At 62.5% G+C, this 21,190-nt stretch carries 20 protein-coding genes; 17 read left to right on the forward strand and 3 right to left on the reverse strand.

Translation table 11 applies throughout. The annotated features are described in order from the left end of the window. The first annotated feature begins 88 nt into the window (after positions 1-88). From K3724_RS21390 to nqrF, 8 genes are all read left to right on the forward strand, one after another. Positions 89-1,183, forward strand: coding sequence for an alcohol dehydrogenase family protein (locus tag K3724_RS21390; RefSeq protein ID WP_259992878.1), 1,095 nt, complete (start codon positions 89-91; stop codon positions 1,181-1,183). After that, complete coding sequence (locus K3724_RS21395) at positions 1,180-2,304, forward strand: mandelate racemase/muconate lactonizing enzyme family protein (RefSeq protein ID WP_259992879.1); 1,125 nt, start codon at positions 1,180-1,182, stop codon at positions 2,302-2,304. The genes K3724_RS21390 and K3724_RS21395 overlap by 4 nt, the downstream gene beginning before the upstream one ends. 403 nt (positions 2,305-2,707) lie before the next feature. Beyond that, positions 2,708-4,051, forward strand: coding sequence for a Na(+)-translocating NADH-quinone reductase subunit A (locus tag K3724_RS21400; RefSeq protein ID WP_259992880.1), 1,344 nt, complete (start codon positions 2,708-2,710; stop codon positions 4,049-4,051). 5 nt (positions 4,052-4,056) lie between these two features. Continuing rightward, positions 4,057-5,265, forward strand: a complete 1,209-nt coding sequence (locus K3724_RS21405) for an NADH:ubiquinone reductase (Na(+)-transporting) subunit B (RefSeq protein WP_259992881.1) — start codon at positions 4,057-4,059, stop codon at positions 5,263-5,265. After that, positions 5,258-6,061 (forward strand): Na(+)-translocating NADH-quinone reductase subunit C, encoded by an 804-nt coding sequence (locus tag K3724_RS21410; RefSeq protein ID WP_259992882.1) that lies wholly within the window; start codon positions 5,258-5,260, stop codon positions 6,059-6,061. The genes K3724_RS21405 and K3724_RS21410 overlap by 8 nt, the downstream gene beginning before the upstream one ends. Continuing rightward, complete coding sequence (locus K3724_RS21415) at positions 6,061-6,714, forward strand: NADH:ubiquinone reductase (Na(+)-transporting) subunit D (RefSeq protein WP_134831521.1); 654 nt, start codon at positions 6,061-6,063, stop codon at positions 6,712-6,714. The genes K3724_RS21410 and K3724_RS21415 overlap by 1 nt, the downstream gene beginning before the upstream one ends. Continuing rightward, positions 6,714-7,322, forward strand: coding sequence for an NADH:ubiquinone reductase (Na(+)-transporting) subunit E (gene nqrE / locus K3724_RS21420; RefSeq protein ID WP_058284773.1), 609 nt, complete (start codon positions 6,714-6,716; stop codon positions 7,320-7,322). The genes K3724_RS21415 and nqrE overlap by 1 nt, the downstream gene beginning before the upstream one ends. Positions 7,323-7,337: 15 nt before the next feature. After that, positions 7,338-8,561, forward strand: a complete 1,224-nt coding sequence (nqrF, locus tag K3724_RS21425; RefSeq protein ID WP_259992885.1) for an NADH:ubiquinone reductase (Na(+)-transporting) subunit F — start codon at positions 7,338-7,340, stop codon at positions 8,559-8,561. Between the two features lie 84 nt (positions 8,562-8,645). Here the strand turns inward: nqrF and K3724_RS21430 are convergent, their stop codons facing one another. After that, entirely contained in the window at positions 8,646-9,224 is a 579-nt protein-coding gene (locus tag K3724_RS21430) for a YceI family protein (RefSeq protein ID WP_259992886.1), read from the reverse strand. A gap of 156 nt (positions 9,225-9,380) precedes the next feature. On the opposite strand from K3724_RS21430, the gene K3724_RS21435 reads away from it, so the two are divergent. Then, positions 9,381-9,824 (forward strand): MarR family winged helix-turn-helix transcriptional regulator, encoded by a 444-nt coding sequence (locus tag K3724_RS21435; protein WP_259992887.1) that lies wholly within the window; start codon positions 9,381-9,383, stop codon positions 9,822-9,824. Between the two features lie 18 nt (positions 9,825-9,842). Here the strand turns inward: K3724_RS21435 and K3724_RS21440 are convergent, their stop codons facing one another. Continuing rightward, the gene (locus K3724_RS21440; RefSeq protein ID WP_259992888.1) at positions 9,843-10,367 is read right to left on the reverse strand and encodes a CBS domain-containing protein; all 525 of its coding nucleotides are present in this window, start codon (positions 10,365-10,367) and stop codon (positions 9,843-9,845) included. Between the two features lie 110 nt (positions 10,368-10,477). Between K3724_RS21440 and K3724_RS21445 the strand changes: the two genes are divergently transcribed. The 3 genes from K3724_RS21445 to nqrM all read left to right on the forward strand — a co-directional run bounded on the left by K3724_RS21445 (position 10,478) and on the right by nqrM (position 12,052). After that, positions 10,478-10,666, forward strand: coding sequence for a hypothetical protein (locus K3724_RS21445; RefSeq protein WP_259992889.1), 189 nt, complete (start codon positions 10,478-10,480; stop codon positions 10,664-10,666). A 76-nt stretch (positions 10,667-10,742) separates the two neighbouring features. Next, on the forward strand, positions 10,743-11,777 hold the full coding sequence (locus K3724_RS21450; RefSeq protein WP_259992890.1) for an FAD:protein FMN transferase: 1,035 nt from the start codon (positions 10,743-10,745) through the stop codon (positions 11,775-11,777). A gap of 35 nt (positions 11,778-11,812) precedes the next feature. Further along, entirely contained in the window at positions 11,813-12,052 is a 240-nt protein-coding gene (gene nqrM / locus K3724_RS21455; RefSeq protein WP_024092707.1) for a (Na+)-NQR maturation NqrM, read from the forward strand. 59 nt (positions 12,053-12,111) lie between these two features. On the opposite strand, the gene K3724_RS21460 is transcribed toward nqrM, so the two are convergent. Further along, a complete protein-coding gene (locus K3724_RS21460) occupies positions 12,112-13,524 on the reverse strand; it encodes an efflux transporter outer membrane subunit (protein ID WP_259992891.1) in 1,413 nt (470 codons plus the stop codon). Between the two features lie 388 nt (positions 13,525-13,912). Between K3724_RS21460 and K3724_RS21465 the strand changes: the two genes are divergently transcribed. The 5 genes from K3724_RS21465 (at position 13,913) to K3724_RS21485 (ending at position 21,161) form a co-directional block, all read left to right on the forward strand. Next, on the forward strand, positions 13,913-15,334 hold the full coding sequence (locus K3724_RS21465) for an aldehyde dehydrogenase family protein (protein ID WP_259992892.1): 1,422 nt from the start codon (positions 13,913-13,915) through the stop codon (positions 15,332-15,334). A 262-nt stretch (positions 15,335-15,596) separates the two neighbouring features. Continuing rightward, on the forward strand, positions 15,597-17,696 hold the full coding sequence (locus tag K3724_RS21470; RefSeq protein WP_259992893.1) for a hydantoinase/oxoprolinase family protein: 2,100 nt from the start codon (positions 15,597-15,599) through the stop codon (positions 17,694-17,696). Further along, positions 17,693-19,360: a hydantoinase B/oxoprolinase family protein gene (locus K3724_RS21475; protein WP_409201428.1), complete on the forward strand. Its 1,668-nt coding sequence runs from the start codon at positions 17,693-17,695 to the stop codon at positions 19,358-19,360. Before K3724_RS21470 ends, K3724_RS21475 begins: the two co-directional genes overlap by 4 nt. Beyond that, on the forward strand, positions 19,357-20,424 hold the full coding sequence (locus K3724_RS21480; protein ID WP_259992895.1) for a histidinol-phosphate transaminase: 1,068 nt from the start codon (positions 19,357-19,359) through the stop codon (positions 20,422-20,424). The genes K3724_RS21475 and K3724_RS21480 overlap by 4 nt, the downstream gene beginning before the upstream one ends. Beyond that, positions 20,421-21,161 carry an Asp/Glu racemase gene (locus tag K3724_RS21485; protein ID WP_259992896.1) on the forward strand — a complete coding sequence of 247 codons (741 nt, stop codon included), beginning with the start codon at positions 20,421-20,423 and terminating at the stop codon, positions 21,159-21,161. The genes K3724_RS21480 and K3724_RS21485 overlap by 4 nt, the downstream gene beginning before the upstream one ends. Positions 21,162-21,190 lie beyond the last annotated feature (29 nt).

The following is a 21,190-nucleotide window of genomic DNA, read 5'->3' on the forward strand; positions in this document are numbered from 1 at the left end:
AGGTTTCAGGGTGTTGTCCCCACGGGGACAGCAGCCTGTTTGGCCGGCAGGGGAGGGCCGGCCAGTTTTATTTCAGGGAGAGACACTCATGATTCCCAGCAAAATGGCGGCGGTGCTGCTGACCGGCCACGGCGGTATCGGCAAACTGGAGTACCGCACCGATGTGCCGGTGCCGCAGCCCAAGGCGGGCGAGGTGCTGATCCGCATCGCGGCGGCGGGCATCAACAACACCGATATCAACACCCGTATCGGCTGGTATTCCAAGGCGGTGGATGCGGACACCAATGCGGGCGGCGCCACCGGGTTTGACAGCGTCGATGACGATGACGCCAGCTGGTCCGGCAAACCGCTGGAGTTTCCGCGCATTCAGGGCGCGGACGCTTGCGGGACAATCGCGGCGGTGGGGGAGGGGGTTGATCCCACCCGCATCGGCGAGCGGGTGCTGGTGCGCAACATGCTGCGTTCTTACGTCGATTACCGCCCCTATGAATGCTGGACCTTCGGCAGCGAATGCGACGGCGGTTTTGCCCAGTTTGCGGTGGCTCCTGCACGCGAAACCCATGCGGTGAACTGCAACTGGTCTGACGCGGAACTGGCCTCGATCCCTTGCGCCTATTCGACGGCTGAGAACATGCTGCACCGGGTTGGCCTTGGCGCCGAAACCGTGCTGATTTCGGGCGCGTCGGGCGGCGTCGGCTCTGCCGCCGTGCAATTGGCCAAGCGCCGCGGCGCCACTGTGATCGCGCTGTCCTCTGCTGCAAAAGCGGATGAGGTGCTGGCGCTTGGCGCCGACCGGGTGGTGGATCGCAACGCTGATCTGCGCCGCGAACTGGGCGAGGGATCCGTCGATGTGGTGGTCGATCTGGTTGCCGGTGAGCAATGGCCTGCGTTTATGGACGTTTTACGGCGCGGCGGGCGTTATGCCACCGCTGGCGCCATCGCCGGGCCGATCAGCGAAATCGACGTGCGCACACTGTATCTGAAGGACCTGACCCTGATGGGCTGCACCTTTCAGGAGGACGAGGTGTTCGCCAATCTGATTTCTTACATTGAGGCCGGAGAAATCCGCCCGCTGGTCGCCAAGACCTATCCGCTGGCCGAGATTGCCACTGCGCAGGAAGATTTCCTAAGCAAGAAACACACCGGCAAGCTGGTGCTGATGATTCCGGAGGCCGAGGCGTGAAGATCAAAAAGATCGAGCTTTATCAGCAGGACCTGCCCTATTCCGGCGGTGTCTACATGCTGTCGGGCGGGCGGGAATACCGCAGTTTTGATGCGTCTTTCGTGCGCATCACCACCGATACCGGGCTGGAGGGCTGGGGCGAGAGCACGCCGTTCGGCGCCACCTATATCGCCGCGCATGCCTTGGGCGCGCGGGCGGGGATTGCCGAGATTGCGCCCTATCTGCTGGGCCGTGATCCGCGCCAGATGGACCGCATCAACGAGGCGATGGACGAGGCGCTGCTGGGCCACAATCACGCCAAATCGGCAATTGATCTGGCCTGCTGGGACCTGTTCGGGAAATCGGTGAACCTGCCTGTTTGCGAATTGCTGGGCGGCTCAACCGGGAAACGCCTGCCGGTGATCTCCTCGATCTATGCGGGCAGCCCTGAGGACATGCGCGCCCGCGTCGCCCAGCACCGCGAGATGGGCTATCTGGGGCATTCGGTCAAGGTCGGCGCGCTGGACAGCGAAGGCGGCCCGGCGCTGGACGCCGAACGCATCCGCGCGTCGCTGGCCGACCGGCAGCCGGGCGAGTTCTTTCTGGTCGATGCCAATGGCGGGCTGACGCCGGAAACCGCGCTGCGGATGCTGCGGATGCTGCCCGAGGGGCTGGATTTTGTGCTGGAGGCGCCCTGCAAGACCTGGCGCGAGACGATGTCGCTGCGCAAGCGCTGCACGGTGCCGATCATCCTGGATGAGCTGGTGCAGCAGGATGAGGACATCGCCCTGATGCTGGCGGAGGATGTGGCCGATGGCATCGGCCTCAAGATCTCCAAGGCGGGAGGGCTGACCCATGGGCGGCGGCACCGGGACATGTGTCTGGCTGCGGGCGCAACCGTCAGTGTGCAGGATACGGTCGGCTCAGCCATCGCGTTCTCGGCCATTGCGCATCTGGGCGCGACGGTGCCGGAGCGGTCCCTGCGCTGCATTCTGGACTGCCGCGATATGGTGACGCTGAAAACCGCGGAATTCGACGCAGCCGTCAAGGACGGCGGCGTGCTGGTGCCGGATGCGCCTGGTCTTGGGATCACCGTTGACCGCGATCTGATGGGCGCGCCGGAGATGGTCTGGGAAGCGTGAGATCAGCGCAAAATCTGCGGGTCTGTCGCGAATCACATGCGGGCTGCCGCAGGCGTTAGCGCCATCACATTGAACCGCCCCGGCAAGCCCTGCTTGGCCGGGGTGTTTTGTCCACAGGCAGGGTGCGCGATTGCCGCTTCCGGGTGGCGCATCTGACGTATTGGCGGGTCCTGAATGCGGCATTCTGGCTTAGAAGCTGCGATCACGGAGGAATCTGGCGCAGAGGCGGGGCGCTGGCCTTGCCATTCGGCGGCAAATTTGATTCGAGAGGCGCAATCAAACAGGGCCGGACCCGGCTGGTGAAGAGACAAAAGCGACCGTATCTTGCGTTTTCTTTGTCTCCGCCGCCGGAAACAGATAAGTACCGCCACGGGAATCGGCCTCACAAGGACGTAGCGCAAATATGAAGACATTTAACTTGAGGAAGGGGCTGGATCTGCCGGTGACAGGCGCACCGGAGCAGGTCATTCACCCCGGCCCGGCCATCACATCGGTGGCGGTTCTGGGCCCCGATTATCTGGGTTTGAAACCCCGCATGCTGGTGCAGGAAGGCGAGGAGGTCCAGCGCGGAACTCCGCTGTTCTGCCACAAGGATGCCGAAGACGCGATGATGGTGGCGCCGATGACCGGCAAGGTCGTGGCGATCAACCGCGGTGCGCGCCGGGTGCTGGAAAGCGTGGTGATTTCGGTTTCCGATGCCGAAGACAAAGGTGTCGATTTCTCGGCCACTGGCAATGCGGATACTGCCGATGGGCTGACCGAGAAGCTGTGCGCGGCTGGTCTGTGGACCGCGTTCCGCACCCGTCCTTATTCCAAGATGCCGCAGCCGGGCTCCAAACCGGGCGCGATCTTTGTGACGGCGATGGATTCCGAGCCGCTGGCCGGTGACGCCGCGCTGATCATCAATGACGCGGGCGAGGCTTTTGCGGCAGGTCTGAAAGCGCTGACCCTGCTGACCGAGGGCACCACCTATCTGTGCCAAAAGGCAGGCGACAGCATTCCGGGCACCGATATTGCCGGGGTTGAGGCTGCTGCGTTCTCCGGCCCGCATCCCAGCGGTCTTGCCGGCACCCACATCCACTTCCTGCATCCGGTGAAGGGTGACGACGAGGTTTGGACGATATCCTATCAGGACGTGATCACCATCGGCCGCCTGCTGCAGACCGGCCATCTGGATCCGTCTGTTGTTGTTGCGCTGACTGGTCCTGCTGCGCGCCAGCCCCGTCTGGTGCGGACCGTCACCGGCGCCTCCACCGATGAGCTGACCCGTGGAGAGATTGTTGCGGACGGTCCGGTGCGGGTGATCTCGGGTTCGATCCTGTCGGGCCGTCAGGCTGCGGGTTCGTTTGCCTTCCTTGGCCGCTTTGCCCGTCAGGTTGCCCTGATGGAAGAAGACCGCAAGCAGATCCCGCTGGGCTGGATCCGCCCGATGGGCGGCAAATACGCGGTGCAGCCGGTGCTGGGCTCCGCTCTTAGCCGCAAACTGTACAGCCTGACCAGCAACCTCAACGGCGGCCGCCGCGCGATGGTGCCCACCGGCACGTTTGAGCAGCTGATGCCGCAGGACTATCTGCCGACACAACTGTTGCGCGCGTTGCTGGTGATGGACACCGATACCGCACAGGCACTGGGTGCGCTGGAGCTGGACGAAGAGGACATGGGCCTCGTCGGTTTTGCCTGCCCCGCCAAATATGAATACGGGCAAGCGCTGCGCGACTGCCTTGCCAAGATTGAAAAGGAGGGCTGAGCCGGATGGGATTGCGCAGCTTCTTTGACAGGATCGAGCCGCATTTCGAGAAGGGGGGCAAGTACGAGAAGTACTTCCCCGTCTACGAAATGGTGGAAAGCTTCCTGTATACCCCGAAATCCGTGACCACCGCAGCGCCGCACGCGCGTTCATACATCGATATGAAGCGGATCATGACCTATGTGGTGATTGCCACCATCCCCTGCATTCTGTGGGGCATGTGGAACACCGGCTATCAGGCCAACTCGGCGATTGCTGCGCTGGGGGCGGATGCGGCCACCGGCTGGCGGATTGCCATCCTGCAGATGTTCGGTATCTCGCTGGATGCGGCGAACCCGATGGCCAATGTGGCGCATGGGTTCCTGTATTTCCTGCCGATCTATCTGGTGACGCTGATTGCCGGCGGTATTTTCGAGGTGATCTTTGCCACCGTGCGCGGCCATGAGGTGAACGAGGGCTTCCTTGTGACCTCGATGCTGTACACGCTGATCATGCCGGCCTCGGCGCCGCTGTGGCAGGTGGCATTGGGCATCATCTTTGGCGTGGTGATCGGCAAGGAAGTCTTTGGCGGCACCGGCAAGAACTTCCTGAACCCCGCCCTGACGGGCCGGGCGTTCCTGTATTTCGCCTATCCGGCCAATATGTCGGGCGACAGTGTCTGGACCCCGGTTGACGGGTTTTCCGGCGCCACCGCGCTGGGTGTCTCCGCGGCTGAAGGCGTGCAATCGCTGGCCGCGAAGGGCATCGAATGGTCTGATGCGTTTTATGGCACCATTCAGGGCAGCTTTGGCGAGACCTCGACCGTGGCCTGCGCCATTGGTCTGGCCTTCCTGCTGTTCACCAAGATTGCCAACTGGCGCCTGATCGCGGGCTGTCTGGGTGGCATGATTGCGTTCTCGCTGCTGCTGAACCTGATCGGCTCCGACACCAACCCGATGTTTGCCATGCCCTGGTACTGGCATCTGGTGCTGGGCGGCTATGCCTTTGGTCTGGTGTTCATGGTCACGGAACCTGTGTCCGCATCCCACACCAACATGGGCCGCTATATCTATGGTGCTCTGATCGGCGTGATGGTTGTGCTGATCCGGGTGCTGAACCCGGCCTTCCCCGAAGGCATGATGCTGGCGATCCTGTTCGGCAACGTCTTTGCACCGCTGATCGACTATTTCGTCGTGCAGGCCAACATCAAACGGAGGGCGCGCCGCCATGGCTGATACCCAAAGCAAAGGCCTGATCGGCCGCTTCCTGGCCGCGTCTCCGGATTCGGTTGGCAAGACCCTGTTCGTTGCGGTGACGCTGTGCCTGTTTGCCTCGATGATCGTGTCGGTTGCCGCTGTCAGCTTGCGCCCGGTGCAAGAGGCCAACAAGGCGCGTGACAAGCAGCTGAACATTCTGCAAGTCGCGGGTCTGTATCAGCCCGGCACCGATGTGGCGGAGGCGTTTGCCTCGTTTGAGCCGCAGGTGCTGGATCTGCAGACCGGTGAATTCACCGATCAGTTCGACGCTGCCAGCTTTGACGGTCTGGCCGCCGCGCAGGATCCTGAGCTGAGCCGGGCGCTGGACAATGATCCGGCCGGCATCGGCCGCCAGTCGCGCTACAAGACTGTTTATCTGCTGCGCGACGAGGCTGGTGATCTGGATAAGGTGATCCTGCCGATCCACGGCTATGGCCTGTGGTCGACCCTTTATGGCTTCATCGCGGTTGAGGAGAACGGCAACGATATCTTTGGCCTGCAGTTCTATCAGCACGGCGAAACCCCTGGCCTCGGCGCCGAGGTGGACAACCCGCGCTGGAAATCCCTGTGGAGCGGCAAGAAGCTGCATGACGCCGATGGCGAGTTGCAGATCACCGTTGCCAAGGCGCAAACCGCCGCTGGCCCGGAGCACCATATTGATGCGCTGGCCGGTGCGACACTGACCTCGGCAGGGGTGGACAACCTGGTGAAATTCTGGATGGGCGAGGAGGGCTACGCGCCGTTCCTGACCGCCCTGCAAGCGGGAGACTTCTGATGTCGCAGACCAAGAAGGAAATGCTGGTCGACCCGCTGGTCGACAACAACCCGATCACGCTGCAGGTTCTGGGCATCTGCTCGGCGCTGGCGGTGACCTCGTCGCTGCAGGTGGCGTTTGTGATGACCCTGGCGGTGACATTTGTGACCGCGTTCTCGTCGATGTTCATCTCGGTCCTGCGCAACCAGATCCCCGGTTCGATCCGGATCATCGTGCAGATGGTGATCATTGCGTCCTTGGTGATCCTGGTGGATCAGGTGCTCAAGGCCTATGCGTTTGAGATTTCAAAAACCCTGTCGGTCTTTGTCGGTCTGATCATCACCAACTGTATCGTGATGGGCCGCGCCGAAGCGTTTGCGATGAAAAACCCGCCTGTGGCCTCCTTTATTGACGGCATCGGCAACGGTCTGGGCTACGGCCTGATCCTGATGCTGGTCGGCGTGATCCGCGAGCTGTTCGGCTCCGGCTCGCTGTTTGGCATCACCATCCTGGAGACCGTGAACAACGGCGGCTGGTATGTGCCGAACGGCCTGTTGCTGCTGCCGCCCTCGGCGTTCTTTGTGATCGGCCTGCTGATCTGGGGCTTCCGCACCTGGAAGCCGAACCAGGTGGAAGAGCGTGAATATAAAATCCAATCCGTGGAGGCGCACTGATGGAAGGGCTGATTTCACTCGCCGTCAAGGCCATCTTTGTTGAAAACCTGGCGCTGTCCTTCTTCCTGGGCATGTGTACCTTCATCGCGGTGTCGAAAAAGATCTCGACCGCGCTGGGGCTGGGGATTTCGGTCATGGTGGTGCAGGCCATCACCGTGCCGGCCAACAACCTGCTGCTGACCTACTTGCTGAAACCCGGCGCGCTGGCCTGGGCGGGCTTCCCGGATGTGGATCTGACCTTCCTTGGTCTGATCTCCTACATCGGGGTGATCGCGGCGATGGTGCAGATCCTGGAGATGATCCTGGATAAGTATTTCCCGCCTTTGTACAACGCGCTGGGGATCTTCCTGCCGCTGATCACGGTGAACTGCGCCATTCTGGGCGGGTCTCTGTTCATGGTGGAACGCGACTATAACTTTGCCGAGGCAACCACTTATGGCCTGTCTTCCGGCTTTGGCTGGGCGCTGGCGATCACCGCAATGGCCGGTGTGCGCGAGAAGCTGAAGTATTCCGACGTGCCGGACGGTCTGCAGGGCCTTGGCATCACCTTTATCACCGCGGGACTGATGGCGATGGCCTTTATGTCCTTCAGCGGCGTCAAACTGTAAGGAGAGCGCGGAAACATGGAAACTTTCACGCTCGGCGTTGTTCTGTTCACGGTGATCGTGCTGGCGCTGGTGGCCCTTATTCTGGCTGCCCGTTCCCGCCTGGTCTCAACCGGCAACGTCAACATCACCATCAACGGTGAAAAAACCATCTCGGTGCCTGCGGGCGGCAAGCTGCTGCAAACGCTGGCGGCGGAAAAACTGTTCGTTCCTTCCGCCTGCGGCGGCGGCGGCACCTGTGCCCAGTGCCGGGTGCGGGTGCATTCGGGCGGCGGGTCGATCCTGCCGACCGAGGAGAGCCATATCACCAAGCGCGAAGCGGGCTGCGGCGACCGTCTGTCCTGTCAGGTTGCGGTCAAGCAGGACATGGAAGTCGAAGTCCCCGAAGAAGTCTTCGGGGTCAAGAAATGGCGCTGCAAGGTGCGCTCGAACGATAACGTGGCGACCTTCATCAAGGCGCTGGTGCTGGAACTGCCCGAAGGCGAGGACGTGAACTTCCGCGCCGGCGGCTACATCCAGATCGAAGCGCCCGCGCACCAGCTGGCCTATACCGACTTTGACATTCAGGAGGAGTACCGCGAGGATTGGGACCGCTTCAATCTGTGGCAGTACAAGTCGCATGTGGCGGAACCGGTTGAGCGCGCCTATTCAATGGCGAACTACCCGGACGAGAAGGGCATGATCATGCTTAACGTCCGTGTGGCTTCGCCGCCGCCGGGCTCCGAAGGCATTCCTGCGGGCTTGATGTCGTCCTACATCTTTAACCTGAAGCCGGGGGATGAGGTTACTATTTCCGGTCCGTTCGGCGAATTCTTTGCCCGCGACACCCAAAAGGAAATGGTGTTCATCGGCGGCGGTGCCGGCATGGCGCCGATGCGCAGCCACATCTTTGACCAGCTGAAGCGGTTGCAGAACCGCGACCGCAAGATCAGCTTCTGGTACGGTGCGCGTTCCAAGAAAGAGATGTTCTTTGTCGAGGATTTTGACGGCCTGGCCGAGGAGTTCGACAACTTTGACTGGCACGTGGCGCTGTCGGATGCCCAGCCCGAGGATGACTGGAAAGGCTACACCGGCTTTATCCATAACGTGTTGTTCGAGGAATACCTCAAGAACCATCCGGCGCCGGAAGACTGTGAATTCTACATGTGCGGTCCGCCGATCATGAACCAGTCGGTGATCAACATGCTGTTGGATCTGGGCGTGGACCGCGAGGACATCATGCTGGACGACTTCGGCGGCTAAGCCGGAACGCAGAGCGGAAAACCAAAAGCCCCGGATGCAAACATCCGGGGCTTTCTTTGTTTCAACGCCTGGCTGCGGCGGCGTTTACTGTGCCCGCATCTCGGTGCTGATGCGGATGGTGATCGGCCCGGTGGAAAAGCCGCCGACGCCGAACGCCTGGTGGTCGATGGTGGTGCTGGCCTCAAACGCGGCCCAGTCGCCCTGGTAGTATTCGATCGCGCCGCCCAGCGGATGCGGGCCGAAATGGGTCATCGTGGTTTCCAGCACAACCGGTTTGGTGGTGCCATGGATGGTCAGGTCGCCGGAAACATTGGCGGTGTTGTCGCCGGTCTTTTCCACGCTGGTGCTGACAAAGGTGATCTCGGGATAGGTCGCAACTTCCAGAAAATCGGCGCTGGAAATGTGGTCATCCAGCGGGCCAAAGCCGGTGGCCAGGCTGTCGGCCTTGATGGTGACATTCAGAGAGGCGGCTTCGGGGTTTTCGGGGTCGATTTCCAGCGTGCCCTCGGCCTGGGTGAATTCACCGCTTTGGACCGAAACACCGGCGTGGCTCCAGCTGAACTGAACTTCGGTATGGCCCTGGTCGGTTTTATAGGTGGTTGCAAAGGCGGCGGGCGCGGCCAGCAGTGCGGCGGCGGCAAGCGGTGCAATCTTGATCAACATGATGGTATCCCTGTCTGGATTTGTCCGTGGGACGGAATTGGATTGCGGGGTTCAATCTTGGCGCGGAACCCCGTATAGATGTTATGCCATCTATTTCACCGCACCCGCACGCAAAAATACCTGCGGCGTGCTTCACTCACCAATTCGTGATTACACATGACGCCAAGTAAACGGGAAACCGAGATTTGGATCCTGCTGAACCGGGCCTACCGACAGGCGCACCGGGAGATGGAGGCAGAGCTGCGCACCGCCGGGCTGCCCGGCCTGCGATGGTACGATGTGCTGTGGGGCATTGAAATGGCAGGGACGGGCGGGGTGCGCGCCTTTGAGTTGACCAGAAACCTGCTGTTCGAACAGTCCAACCTGTCGCGCATTCTGGCGCGTATGGCAAAACAGGGGCTGGTGCGCGAAACGGTTTATGAACACGACCGGCGTGGCAAGGTGTTGCATCTGACCGCGGACGGTGCGGCGTTGCGGCGGCAGATGTGGGAGTTCTACGGCCCGGCTATCAAGCGCCATATGGCGGCGCTGGCGGAAGCGGAAGATGTGCAGGCGTTTCTGGACGCCCTGCAGGAAGAGGGCGGCGGGCCGTTTCCCTGACCCGCCGCCGCCGAATTCTTAGCCGACAATCATCTGTTTCATCCGCAGGGTTTCATATTCCAGCTCTTGCAGGCGGAAATTCACCACGTCGCCCACGGTGATCATGCCGGCCAGCTTGCCGTCTTTCAGCACCGGCATGTGGCGGAAGCGGCCTTCGCTCATGGCTTTCAGAACGTCATGCAGATAGTCATCCGGTGTGCAGGACTTCACCGCTGTGGTCATCAGCGCCGAAACTTCCTGCGGCAGGGTGTGGCCGGGGGTTTCCGCCATCCGCCGCACGATGTCGCGTTCCGACAGGATGCCCTGCAGGTCGCCGTTCTGGTCGGTGACCACCAGCGCGCCGATATGTTTTTCCTTAAGCACATCAACCACATGGCCGATGGTGTCATTGGGGCGCACCGCAAAGATGGCATCGCCTTTGCCCTCCAGCAGCTTGGCCACTGTTGTTTGCGAATGCGACAGATTTGAATCGGCGGACTGGCTGTATGTGTGCTTGTCCTCCTTGTCGCCCCGCATCGGAGCTTGGTATGAGGTCGGTGCCATTGCGCGGGTCTCCTCCTATCCTGGATCAGGTGATATCCTCATCTTAACGCGGGATTACGATCCGGGAAGGGGCGAAATGACGCGAGCGCTAACATAGGCCGGAAAACAACATGTTCGACACCCTTTATCTGACCCCTGTCACCGGTGCGCTGATCGTATTCCTGGTGGTTGTCTGCGGCCATATGTACCGGCAGACCTGGAAGACCGAAGCGCCGAACGCGCGGCTGCGGGCCTGGTTGTTCGGGGTGCCTGCCGCCTTGGGCCTCTTGGCGCTGGCCTTTGTGCCGCTGAAGTTCTGATCCCTGGGGCGCCAAATTTGACTCTGGCGCGGGGCGGGGGCATAGCAGCGCCAGTTTTGCCGACGGAGATTTGCCGATGCCCAGAAGGTTCTTGTTTGCCCTGATCCTGCCTGCGGTGCTGGCGGTGTCCGGCTGCTGGTTCGAAAACGCGCCGGAAGAAGTGCGGCTGTCGGGTGAAACCATGGGCACCACCTACAGTGTGATTGCGATTGGCGGGGATCTGGAGCAGGCGGCCCTGGCCACCGCCGTGGAAGGCACGCTGGCAACGGTCAACGCCAAGATGTCGAACTGGGATCCGGCGTCTGAGGTCTCCACCTTCTCGGCCGCGCGCAGCACCGCGCCGGTGCGGGTGTCGCCAGAATTTGCCCATGTGCTGGCTGCGGCCAGTGATGTGCATAAAAAATCAGGCGGCAAGTTCGACGTGACTTTGGGGCCGCTGATCGAGCTGTGGGGCTTCGGCCCGCGTCAGCCCGAGGATCCGGTGCCCTCCGATGTCGCTATTGCCAAGGCACTGGAGGGCGTCGGCCAGGCCCGGCTGCTGACTTTGGACGCCGGGGCCGGCACGCTGAAGAAATCCGCGCCGGAGACCGGTATCAACCTGTCGGCCATCGCCAAGGGATACGGTGTTGATGCGGTGGCGGCTGCGCTGAAGAGCTTCGGTGTTGAACACTATATGGTGGAAATCGGCGGCGATCTGGTGACCAAGGGTGAAAACGCCAAAGGCGAGGCCTGGCGCATTGGTATCGAGAAACCCGATGCGGCGGCGCAGACGGTGCAACTGATTGTGCCGGTCAGCAATCTGGGGCTGGCGACATCCGGTGATTACCGCAATTATTTCGAGCATGAGGGCAAGCGCTATTCCCATATCCTCGACCCTGTGGCGGGGCGGCCGGTGACGCACAGCACGACCTCGGTCACAGTGATTGCGGAAAACGCCATGCTGGCGGATGCCTGGGCCACCGCGATGCTGGTTCTGGGCCGTGAAAACGGGCTGAAGCTTGCGGAGGAGCATAAACTTGCCGTGTTTTTCATTGATCGGGACGTGCAAGCCGGTGCGGATGCCTATATGACCACTGCCAGCAGCGCATTTGAGGCGCTGACCGGAAACTGAAGCCGCGCACCAAGCCATCCTGCGAGGGACCACATATGAGCACTTTTCTTCTGGCCTTCATCCTGCTGCTGATCGTCACCCTGGGCATGTCGCTGGGCGTGATCCTGATGGGCAAGAAGATCAAGGGCAGTTGCGGCGGGCTGAATGCGATCTCGGGCGCCGACAAATGCGTGGTCTGCTCGAAAGACATCGACCCCGACAGCCCGCTGCGCGACAAGCTGCAGTGCAAGCGCGCCCGGCAGATGGTTGAGCAGATGCAGCAGGAACAGGCCTGATACCGCTCGCGGCCCAGCCTGCGCTGAACCTGTCCTGCACCGGAACTGAATGCCTGACCTTACTCAGCCTTTGCTGACAATGCTGCGGCTGCGCTGGCCGGGGTTTGATCCGGTGCCCAGCCCTTGCCCAGTGAAATCTGCAACCCGGCCCAGGCCAGTGCCAGATCACGGCGGGCGGAGATCAGGTTCAGCTCGTTGTCGCGCAGCGCTTCTTCGGTGTTGAGCAGGTCGAACAAGGTGATTTCGCTGGCGGTGAAGGTTTCGCGCGCCAGATCAGCAACTTTGGTGCCCAGATTGACCGCCCGGACCTGCGCCGCAGTGCGCTGGCGGGCGGCGCGCAGCGCGCTTTGCTGGGACTGGACCTCTTCTACGGCGCCGCGCACGGCTGCGCGGTAATCGTACTCCGTCGCCTTGGCCTCGGCGATGGCCCGTTTGTGGAAGGCACGCAGCACAGGACGGTTGAACAGCGGGAAATTCAGGCTCGGACCGATCGAGTAAAGATCGGGCACATGCCGGACAGCCTGCACCGAGCCGGTAATTTCCAGAGACGGGTACAATTCCGCCTCGGTGACGCCGATATCCGCGGTGGCACTGCGCAGCTGGGCCTCGGCCAGCAGGATGTCAGGGCGGTTGCGCAGCAGGCTGGCGGGCACGCCCAGCTCCGGCTTGGTCGCCGGGTAGGGCTGGCTGTAGCTGCCCTTCATCATCGCAAAAACTTCGGACGCGTCGCGGTCCAGCAGGGTGGCCAGGGCAAACACCGAGGATTCGTAGCTGGCAATAAAGCCGGGCAGGTCCGCCTTGGCACTGGCGACCTGCAACTTGGTGCGTTCCACATCCAGCGCCAGCACGGCGCGGGCTTCCTGCAGTTCGACCACGGTTCCCAGTATCTGTTCGCGCAGGCGGATCGTCTTGCGGGTGACAGCTGCGCCGCGCTGGAAAAAGCGGGCCTGGATATAGGTGCGGGTGATCGCATCGGTGATTGCCAGCCGGGTGGTGGCCATCTGGTAAAACTGCGCGTCCCGGTCGGCGACGGCGCGTTCAGAGCGGCGTTCGAATTCGCCGAACAGATCAAAAACGTAGGTTGCGCCGACCTCGGCGATATCCTGGCTGGAGGAATTGTTCTGGGATTCGCGGCGCGAAAAGATTGAACTGCCTTCCAGGCTGCCGCTGACCTGCTGCGGCCGGCCGCTGCCGCGGCGCAGGGCTTCGGCGGCTTTCAGGCGTTCGCGGGCGGCCTTGATGCCAAGGTTTTGCGCCAGGCCTGCGTCAACCATGCGGTTCAGCGTGGCATCGTTCAGCCCCTGCCACCAGGTCTCAGCCGCGCCCTGCGCGGTCGCATAGCTGCGGGATTGGTAATAGGCTGCCGGCACCGCAAAGTCCGGGCGCTGGTAGTCCACGCCAACAACGGTGCAGCTGCACAGGATGGTCCCGGCCAGCAGCACACAACGGGCTGTCCACTTGGATCTGCTCATGACTTGCCTCTAGACGCCCGGTCTTTTTGGTGCGGGCTTTCGAAAAACCTAAACCGGGCCGCACGGGCCGCGAACAGATTCCTGCCGCAATCGGCGTCTTTGTCGTGCACTGATGCGCGCAGCCCACAGCCGGGATGTTTCGTAAAAAGCATCAATCCTGCCGTTTTTGCTGCACCGGAGCGGCAGCAAGCCGGTCATTCTCCGGTGTCAGATCGCGCAGCCCGGGAGGGCTGGAAGAGTTTACAGCAGGGTTATCCCTGCGCTTGACGGCGGCAGGGCCCCCGTCCACTGTTTCTGAAACGGCTGAGGTGCGTCCGGTGCCGGCGCATCTGCCCCGGCTCCTTGAGATTCTGAACCGAAATCACCACGCAAAAGTGAGACTGACCTGATGGACCTGCAAAAATTCTATATCGGCGGCGCCTGGGTGACACCGCATTCCAGCCGCGAGTTCCCGGTTCTGAACCCGGCGACCGAGGGCCGGATCGGGACAATAATCCTGGGCGACGAAGTGGATGTGAACGCCGCGGTTGCTGCGGCCAAGGCGGCATTTGAGAGCTTTTCGCAAACGTCGCGCGATGAGCGGATTGCGCTTTTGGAGCGGTTGCTGGAGATCAGCAACGCGCGCCGCGAGGAGATGGCACAGGCATTGAGCGCGGAAATGGGCGCGCCGATTTCGATGGCGCGCGACGCCCAGGCGGATGCAGGTATAGGCCATCTGGAGGGGATTCTTGCGGCGCTGAAGACCCAGGAGCTGCGCGAAACCCTGCCCAACGGCGATATTCTGGTGCGCGAGCCGATCGGGGTTTGCGGGCTGATCACGCCGTGGAACTGGCCGGTGAACCAGATCGCGCTGAAGGTGCTGCCGGCGCTTGCGACCGGGGCCACCTGCGTGCTGAAACCGTCAGAGCACACGCCGATGTCGGCAGCGGTCTATGCGCAGATGATCCATGATGCGGGCTATCCGGCGGGGGTGTTCAACCTGATCCATGGCGACGGGCCGACCGTGGGTGCCGGGCTGTCGCGGCACGTGGACGTTGACATGATGTCTTTCACCGGGTCGACCCGGGCCGGGGTGGCGGTGGCCAAGGACAGCGCCGATACGGTCAAACGGGTGACGCTGGAACTGGGCGGCAAATCCCCCAATCTGGTCTTTGCCGATGCCGATCTGCAGGAGAAGGTGACGGCTTCGGTGCTGGAGTGCATGTACAACACCGGCCAAAGCTGCGACGCGCCAACCCGGATGCTGGTGGAGCGCAGTTGTTACGATCAGGTGCTGGAGATTGCCAAGGCAGCCGCGGAGGGCCAGGCCGTGGGCGACCCGAGCCAGGAGGGTGATCACATCGGACCAATGTTTGACCGTATCCAGTACGACCGGGTGCAGGAGATGATCCAGAAAGGCATCGATGAGGGCGCCACAGTGCTGGCAGGCGGACTGGGCCGTCCCGAAGGGCTGGACAAGGGCTGGTACGTGCGCCCGACGGTTTTTGCCGATGTGTCCAATGAAATGGCGATTGCGCAGCAAGAGATCTTTGGCCCGGTCTTGGTGATCATCCCGTTTGAGGATGAAGAAGACGCCATCCGCATCGCCAATGACACGCCTTATGGGCTGGCGGCCTATCTGCAGACCGGCGATCCGGAGCGGGCTGAGCGCGTTGCCGCCCGCCTGCGGGCTGGTGCCGTGCATATCAACGGCGGCGGCTTCAACTACGGCTCGCCTTTTGGCGGCTACAAACAGTCCGGCAACGGCCGCGAAGGCGGCATGCTGGGGCTGGAGGACTATCAGGAAGTCAAAACCCTGCATTTCGGCTAAGTCTTTTCCCCTTCCGGCTGCATCTGCTGCCGGGAGGGGAAGGCCGCTGCCTGTGGGTTTTGCGGCGCAATCAGACAATTTTCATGTCGCAATCCGCCAAGCTGCCCGAGGGGCCGCACCGCAGGATACAAGCATGAAGTACACATTCATTCCCAAACGCATGGATCGCCGCGCAACCGGATGCAATCTGGCCGCCGCCTGAAGCCTGTCAGCCCTGACCGGGCGTTGGACGGATCCCTAAAGGCAGACTTTGGAATGAAACATGATAGCCTCAAACACGCTGCGCCTTGCCATTGATATAGGCGGCACATTTACCGACACCGTGCTGGTGGCGGGGGATGACACTATCCTGGCCTCCGCCAAAACCCTGACCACCCATCAAAACCCGGCAGACGGCGCCATGGAAGGTGCCGCGCGGGTGACGGCGCAATTGGGGTGGTCCCTGGGCGAGGTGACTGGCTTCATCCATGGCACCACGCTGGCCACCAATGCGCTGATCGAACGGCGCGGGGCGACGGTGGCAACGGTGACCACCGAGGGGTTCCGGGACATTCTGGAAATCGCCTATGAGCGGCGCTATTCGCAGTATGACATCAATCTGGAAAAGCCCGATCTGCTGGTGCCGCGGGAACGCTCACTGACCATCCGGGAACGGATGTCTGCGACAGGCGAAGTGCTGATTGGCATGGAGGACAGCGCGGTCGAGGCGCTGATTGCCGAGCTGGACGCCAGCGGCGCTGATGCAGTGGCGGTCTGCTTGATGCATTCTTATGCCAACCCTGATCATGAGCGCTGGCTGCGGGACATTCTGGCTGAGCGCCGTCCGGGGCTGATGGTGTCGATCTCGTCTGAGGTCAGCCCCGAAGCGCGGGAATTCGACCGGCTTTGCACCACGGTGGCAAATGCCTATATCCAGCCGCTGATGGAGACTTACCTCGCGCGCTTTGCCGAACGGTTTGCAGCGGAAGGCGTCACTTGCCCGATCCTGATGATGACCGCCGGCGGCGGCATGTGCACCATCCAGACCGCGGCGCGTTTCCCGGTCCGGCTGGTGGAGAGCGGACCCGCCGGCGGTGCAATCCTTGCCGCCCGTATCGCGGCACAGGCTGGACTGGATCAGGTCTTATCGTTTGACGTCGGCGGCACCACCGCCAAGCTGTGCCTGATTGATAACGCCCGCCCGCAAACCTCGCGCCAGTTTGAAATCGCCCGCGCGGCGCGGTTCATCAAGGGGTCGGGGATGCCAGTGCGCATCCCGGTGATCGAGATGATCGAGATTGGTGCGGGCGGCGGCTCCATCGCCGGGGTGGACCGGCTGGGGCGCTTGACGGTGGGGCCGAAATCGGCAGGGTCTGAACCCGGTCCGGTAGCATTCGGGCGCGGTGGGACGGAACCGACGGTGACCGACAGCGACATTACGCTGGGCTACATCGTGCCGGATACCTTTGCCGAGGGGCATATCAAGATCGACCCGGAAGCCTCGAAGGAGGCGCTGGCGCGGGTGATCGGTTCACGGCTGGACCTGGACGGCGTTGGCGCCGCCGATGGCGTCAGCCGCATTGTTGATGAAAGCATGGCGAGCGCCGGCCGGATGCATGCGGTGGAGTCGGGCAAGGATCTGGGTCCGCGCACCATGATTGCCTTTGGTGGCAACGGTCCGCTGCATGCAAGCCGGGTGGCGCGCTCTGCCGGGGTGTCGCGCATCGTGATCCCTCCGAACCCGGGTGTCGGCTCAGCTGTAGGATTCCTGTTCGCGCCGGTTTCCTTTGAGATCGTGCGGTCGCGCTATTCGCTGCTGGAAACCATGGATACGGGGCAAATCAACAGCCTGTTCGCCCAGATGATCGACGAGGCGAAATCGGTGGTGGCGCAGGGCGCGGGCGACGCTGCGACAGAGGTCCGGCGCACCGCCTTCATGCGCTACAGCGGGCAGGGGCATGAGATTGAGATCACCCTGCCGGACCGCGATTTGACAGCAGAGGATCTGGAGCCTCTGACGGCGGCTTTTGAGACCGAGTACGCCAAGCAGTTCTCCCGCCCGGTGCCGGGAATGAAGATCGAGATCCTGAACTGGGCGGTGCGGGTGGCCACGCCGGATGTTGCGGTCACTGTGGTGCCGGAGAAACCGGAGCTGCGGACCGTCACCCCGGCTGCGCACCGGCCCATCATCTGCGATCTGGATGGACGTGAAAAGCAGGCGGCATTTGTGCCGCGGGATAGTTTGAAACCCGGCAGCCGTATCTGCGGCCCGGCGCTGATCACCGAGCCGCAAACCACCACGCTGGTCTCGGCAGATTTCTCGGCCCATGTGGATGCAATTGGTAACCTTGTCCTGATCCAAGACCAAAAAGGAGACGCATGATGGCTGCCGATCTTTCGCAGGCCCTCGCGCCGGCCCGCCTGCAAGTGATGTGGAACCGCCTGCTGGCGGTGGTCGAGGAACAGGGCCAGACCCTGATCCGGGCAGCCTTTTCACCCATCGTGCGCGAATGCGGCGATATCTCTGCCGGGATTTTCGACGCAAAGGGGCAAATGCTGGCCCAGGCTGTGACCGGCACACCGGGCCATATCAACACCATGGCCGAAGCGGTGCTGCACCTGCGCGAACGCTTCCCGGCTGAGACCATGAAGCCCGGCGACATCTATATGACCAACGATCCCTGGCTGGCCTCAGGGCATCTGAACGACTTCCTTTTGATGATGCCCGTCTTCAAGGGGGGCAAGGTGGTGGGCTTCACCTCCTGCACCTCGCATCTGGTGGATCTGGGCGGCCTGGGAATGGGGCCGGAAGGCTCTGACATCTATGACGAAGGTCTGCTGATCCCGCCCTGCAAGCTGGTCGAGGAAGGCGCGCCCAACGCGCTGCTGATGGATATCATCCGTGCCAACAGCCGCGAACCGGTTGCCAATGAGGGCGATATCTATGCGCTGATTGCCTGCTGCGAGGCTGGGGCGGCGCGGCTGGTGAACATGATGGAGGAGTTCCGCATTGATGATCTGGATGCTTTGGGCGCTTATATCATCGACACTTCCCGCCGCGGCACGCTGGAGGCGATCACCGAAGTGCCCGAGGGCGTCTACAAGAACGTCCTGAAAATGGACGGCTACGAGAATGAGCTGGAGCTGCACGCCACGCTGACCGTCTCCAAGACCGGGATGCATGTGGATTTCACCGGCACCTCGGGCTGCTCCGGCAAGGGTATCAACGTGCCCTTGAACTATGCCACCGCCTATACAGTGTTTGCACTGCGCTGCATTGTGGGGCCGGATATTCCCAACAATGCCGGGTCTTTGGAGCTGTTCACGGTGGATGGGCCTGCGGGCTGCATCCTGAATGCCCAGCGTCCGGTGCCGGTGGCAATGCGCCATACCCTGGGGCAGGTGACGCCGGATCTGGTGCTGGGCTGCCTGCATCAGGCGCTGCCCGATCAGGTCCCGGCCGAAGGCGCCAGCTGCATGTTCGACCTGCCGATGCGCCACGCGCCCGAGGTGGCCCGTGACGGCGGCCGCGAATTCGCCATTGAGCCGGTCCACAATGGCGGCACCGGTGCGCGGCCCCACGCGGACGGGTTGTCGGCAACAGCCTACCCGTCTGGCGTCTATGGCAGCCAGGTGGAAATCACCGAGGCGGTTGCCCCGGTCATCATGTGGCGGCGAGAATTGCGTCCCGGCTCCGGCGGCGCTGGCAAATACCGCGGCGGCCTTGGCCAGCGGATCGAAATGACGGCGTCGAACGGCGCGCCCTTCATTGTGTTCCTGTCGGTGGAGCGGCTGAAGTTCCCGGCGCTTGGCCGGATGGGCGGACAGCCCGGCGCCCCGGGCCGCATCCGCTTGCGCGATGGCGGCCAGGACATCCCCGGCAAGGGCGAGCTGCGGGTGGAGGCCGGCGACTGCCTGATCTTTGAAACCCCCGGCGGCGGCGGTTTTGGCAACCCGTCCGAACGCGACCCGGACGCCCTGGCACTGGACCTGAAACGCGGGCTGGTGACCGCGGAAGGCGCTAGCGCCTATGGAGGTGCCAAATGATCCGCGCAGTTCCGCATGTTGCCGCCATGGCGCCTTATGCGCTGGCTGACTTGGGCGGCGAGGGGACCATCTCCCTGGCCCAGAACGAAAGCGCCTTTGCTGCCAGCCCGGCGGCGATTGCGGCAGGCAAGGCAGTGCTGGGGCAGATGCCGCTCTATCCGGACCCGGAATGGCCCGATCTGCGCGCCGCGGCGGCCGAGGTGCACGGGCTGGACCCGGCCAGGGTCCTGTGCGGCGCCGGCTCGATGGAGCTGATCGGCTGCCTGATCCGTGCCTTTGCCGGGCCGGGCGACCGGGTCTTGGGCACCGATTACGGCTATGCCTTTGTATCCTCCGCCTCGGCCCAAGTGCAGGCGGATTATGTCAAGTCGCGCGAGCGGGATCTGACGGTTTCGGTGGATGATATTCTGGCCGCGGTCACGCCCAATACCCGCATCGTCTTTGTCTGCAACCCAGGCAATCCAACCGGAACGCTGGTTCCCAACGGCGAGATCCTGCGTCTGCGCGCGGGCCTGCCTGCGGATGTGCTGCTAGTGGTGGATCAGGCCTATGCCGAGTTTGCCGATGCGGAAAACGACCCTGCCGAAATCTTCGCCCTGGCAGAGCGCGGCGATACCGTAGTGCTGCGGACCCTGTCCAAGGCTTATGGCCTGGCAGGCGCCCGGGCCGGTTGGGGCTATTTTCCGCCTCAGATCGCGGGTGAAGTGCGTAAACTATTGAACCCCAATAATATATCCATTCCATCTCAAGCGATGGCGGCGGCAGCAATGCAAGACCAGGCGCATATGCGCGATACGGTGGCCAAAACTGCCGCGATCCGGGATGGCTTTGCCGCGGGCTGCCGTTCGCTGGGGCTGACGGTTCCGCAAAGCCACACCAATTTTGTGCTGATGCGCTTTGCCTCGCCCGTGCAAGCACAGGCGGCGGATACGGCGCTGCGGGCGGAAAAGCTGCTGATGCGCGGCATGGGCGGCTACGGCCTCAGCGATTGCCTGCGCGCCACCATCAGCAGCCAGGACGTGATGGACCGCGCGCTGGCGGTGCTGAAAGGAGTGCTCACATGAATCATGAAACCCGCACCCGCGCGAAAATCGGCGTGCTGGTGCCCTACACCAACACCAACCTGGAACCGGACATGATGCTGATGCGGGCACCCGGTACCACGGTGCACTTTCAGCGCTTGGGAGGTTATGACGTGGACGAGATCCCGGGTTCTGGCCAGATGGCGGGGCTTGGCGTCTCCGACATCAGCCATGATCTCAGGATGATCTCGGGCGTGCGTCCCGATGTGGTGCTTTACGGCTGCACCTCAGCAACGCTGACCCATGGGCCGGGGTTTGATGAAACGCTGGCGGCGCGGATCAAGGCAAGCTCCGGTGCCGTTTCCCTGACCGCCGCGGGGGCGCTAGTGGCGGGGATCCAGGCGCTGGGGGCGGTGAAGGTCGGATTTTCCTCGCCCTACCTCGGCGAGATCAACAGGCAGGCGATGGGCTTTCTGGCTGCCAGCGGGATCGAAACGGTCAGATGCGCGGATATTGGCCGCGAGCTGGGCAATTACGGCCAGGGTGAGCTGACCCCGAAGGAGGTATTTGATCTGGCCTGCCAGGCGGACCACCCGCAGGCGCAGGCCATCGTGCTGAGCTGTACGGACATGCGCGCGGTTGAGGCGGTGGAGCGGATCGAGGCGCATCTGGGCAAACCGGTTGTCACCTCCAACCAGGCGATGATGTTCTGTCTGATGCGGGAGCTTGGCCTGCCGCGTCACGATGCGCTGCCTGGGCGGCTGTTTGATCGGCTCTAAACAGGCGTCTGGTTCTTCTTTGCAAAAAT

It is taken from the genome of Leisingera sp. M658 (genome assembly GCF_025144145.1).
GTDB lineage: Bacteria > Pseudomonadota > Alphaproteobacteria > Rhodobacterales > Rhodobacteraceae > Leisingera.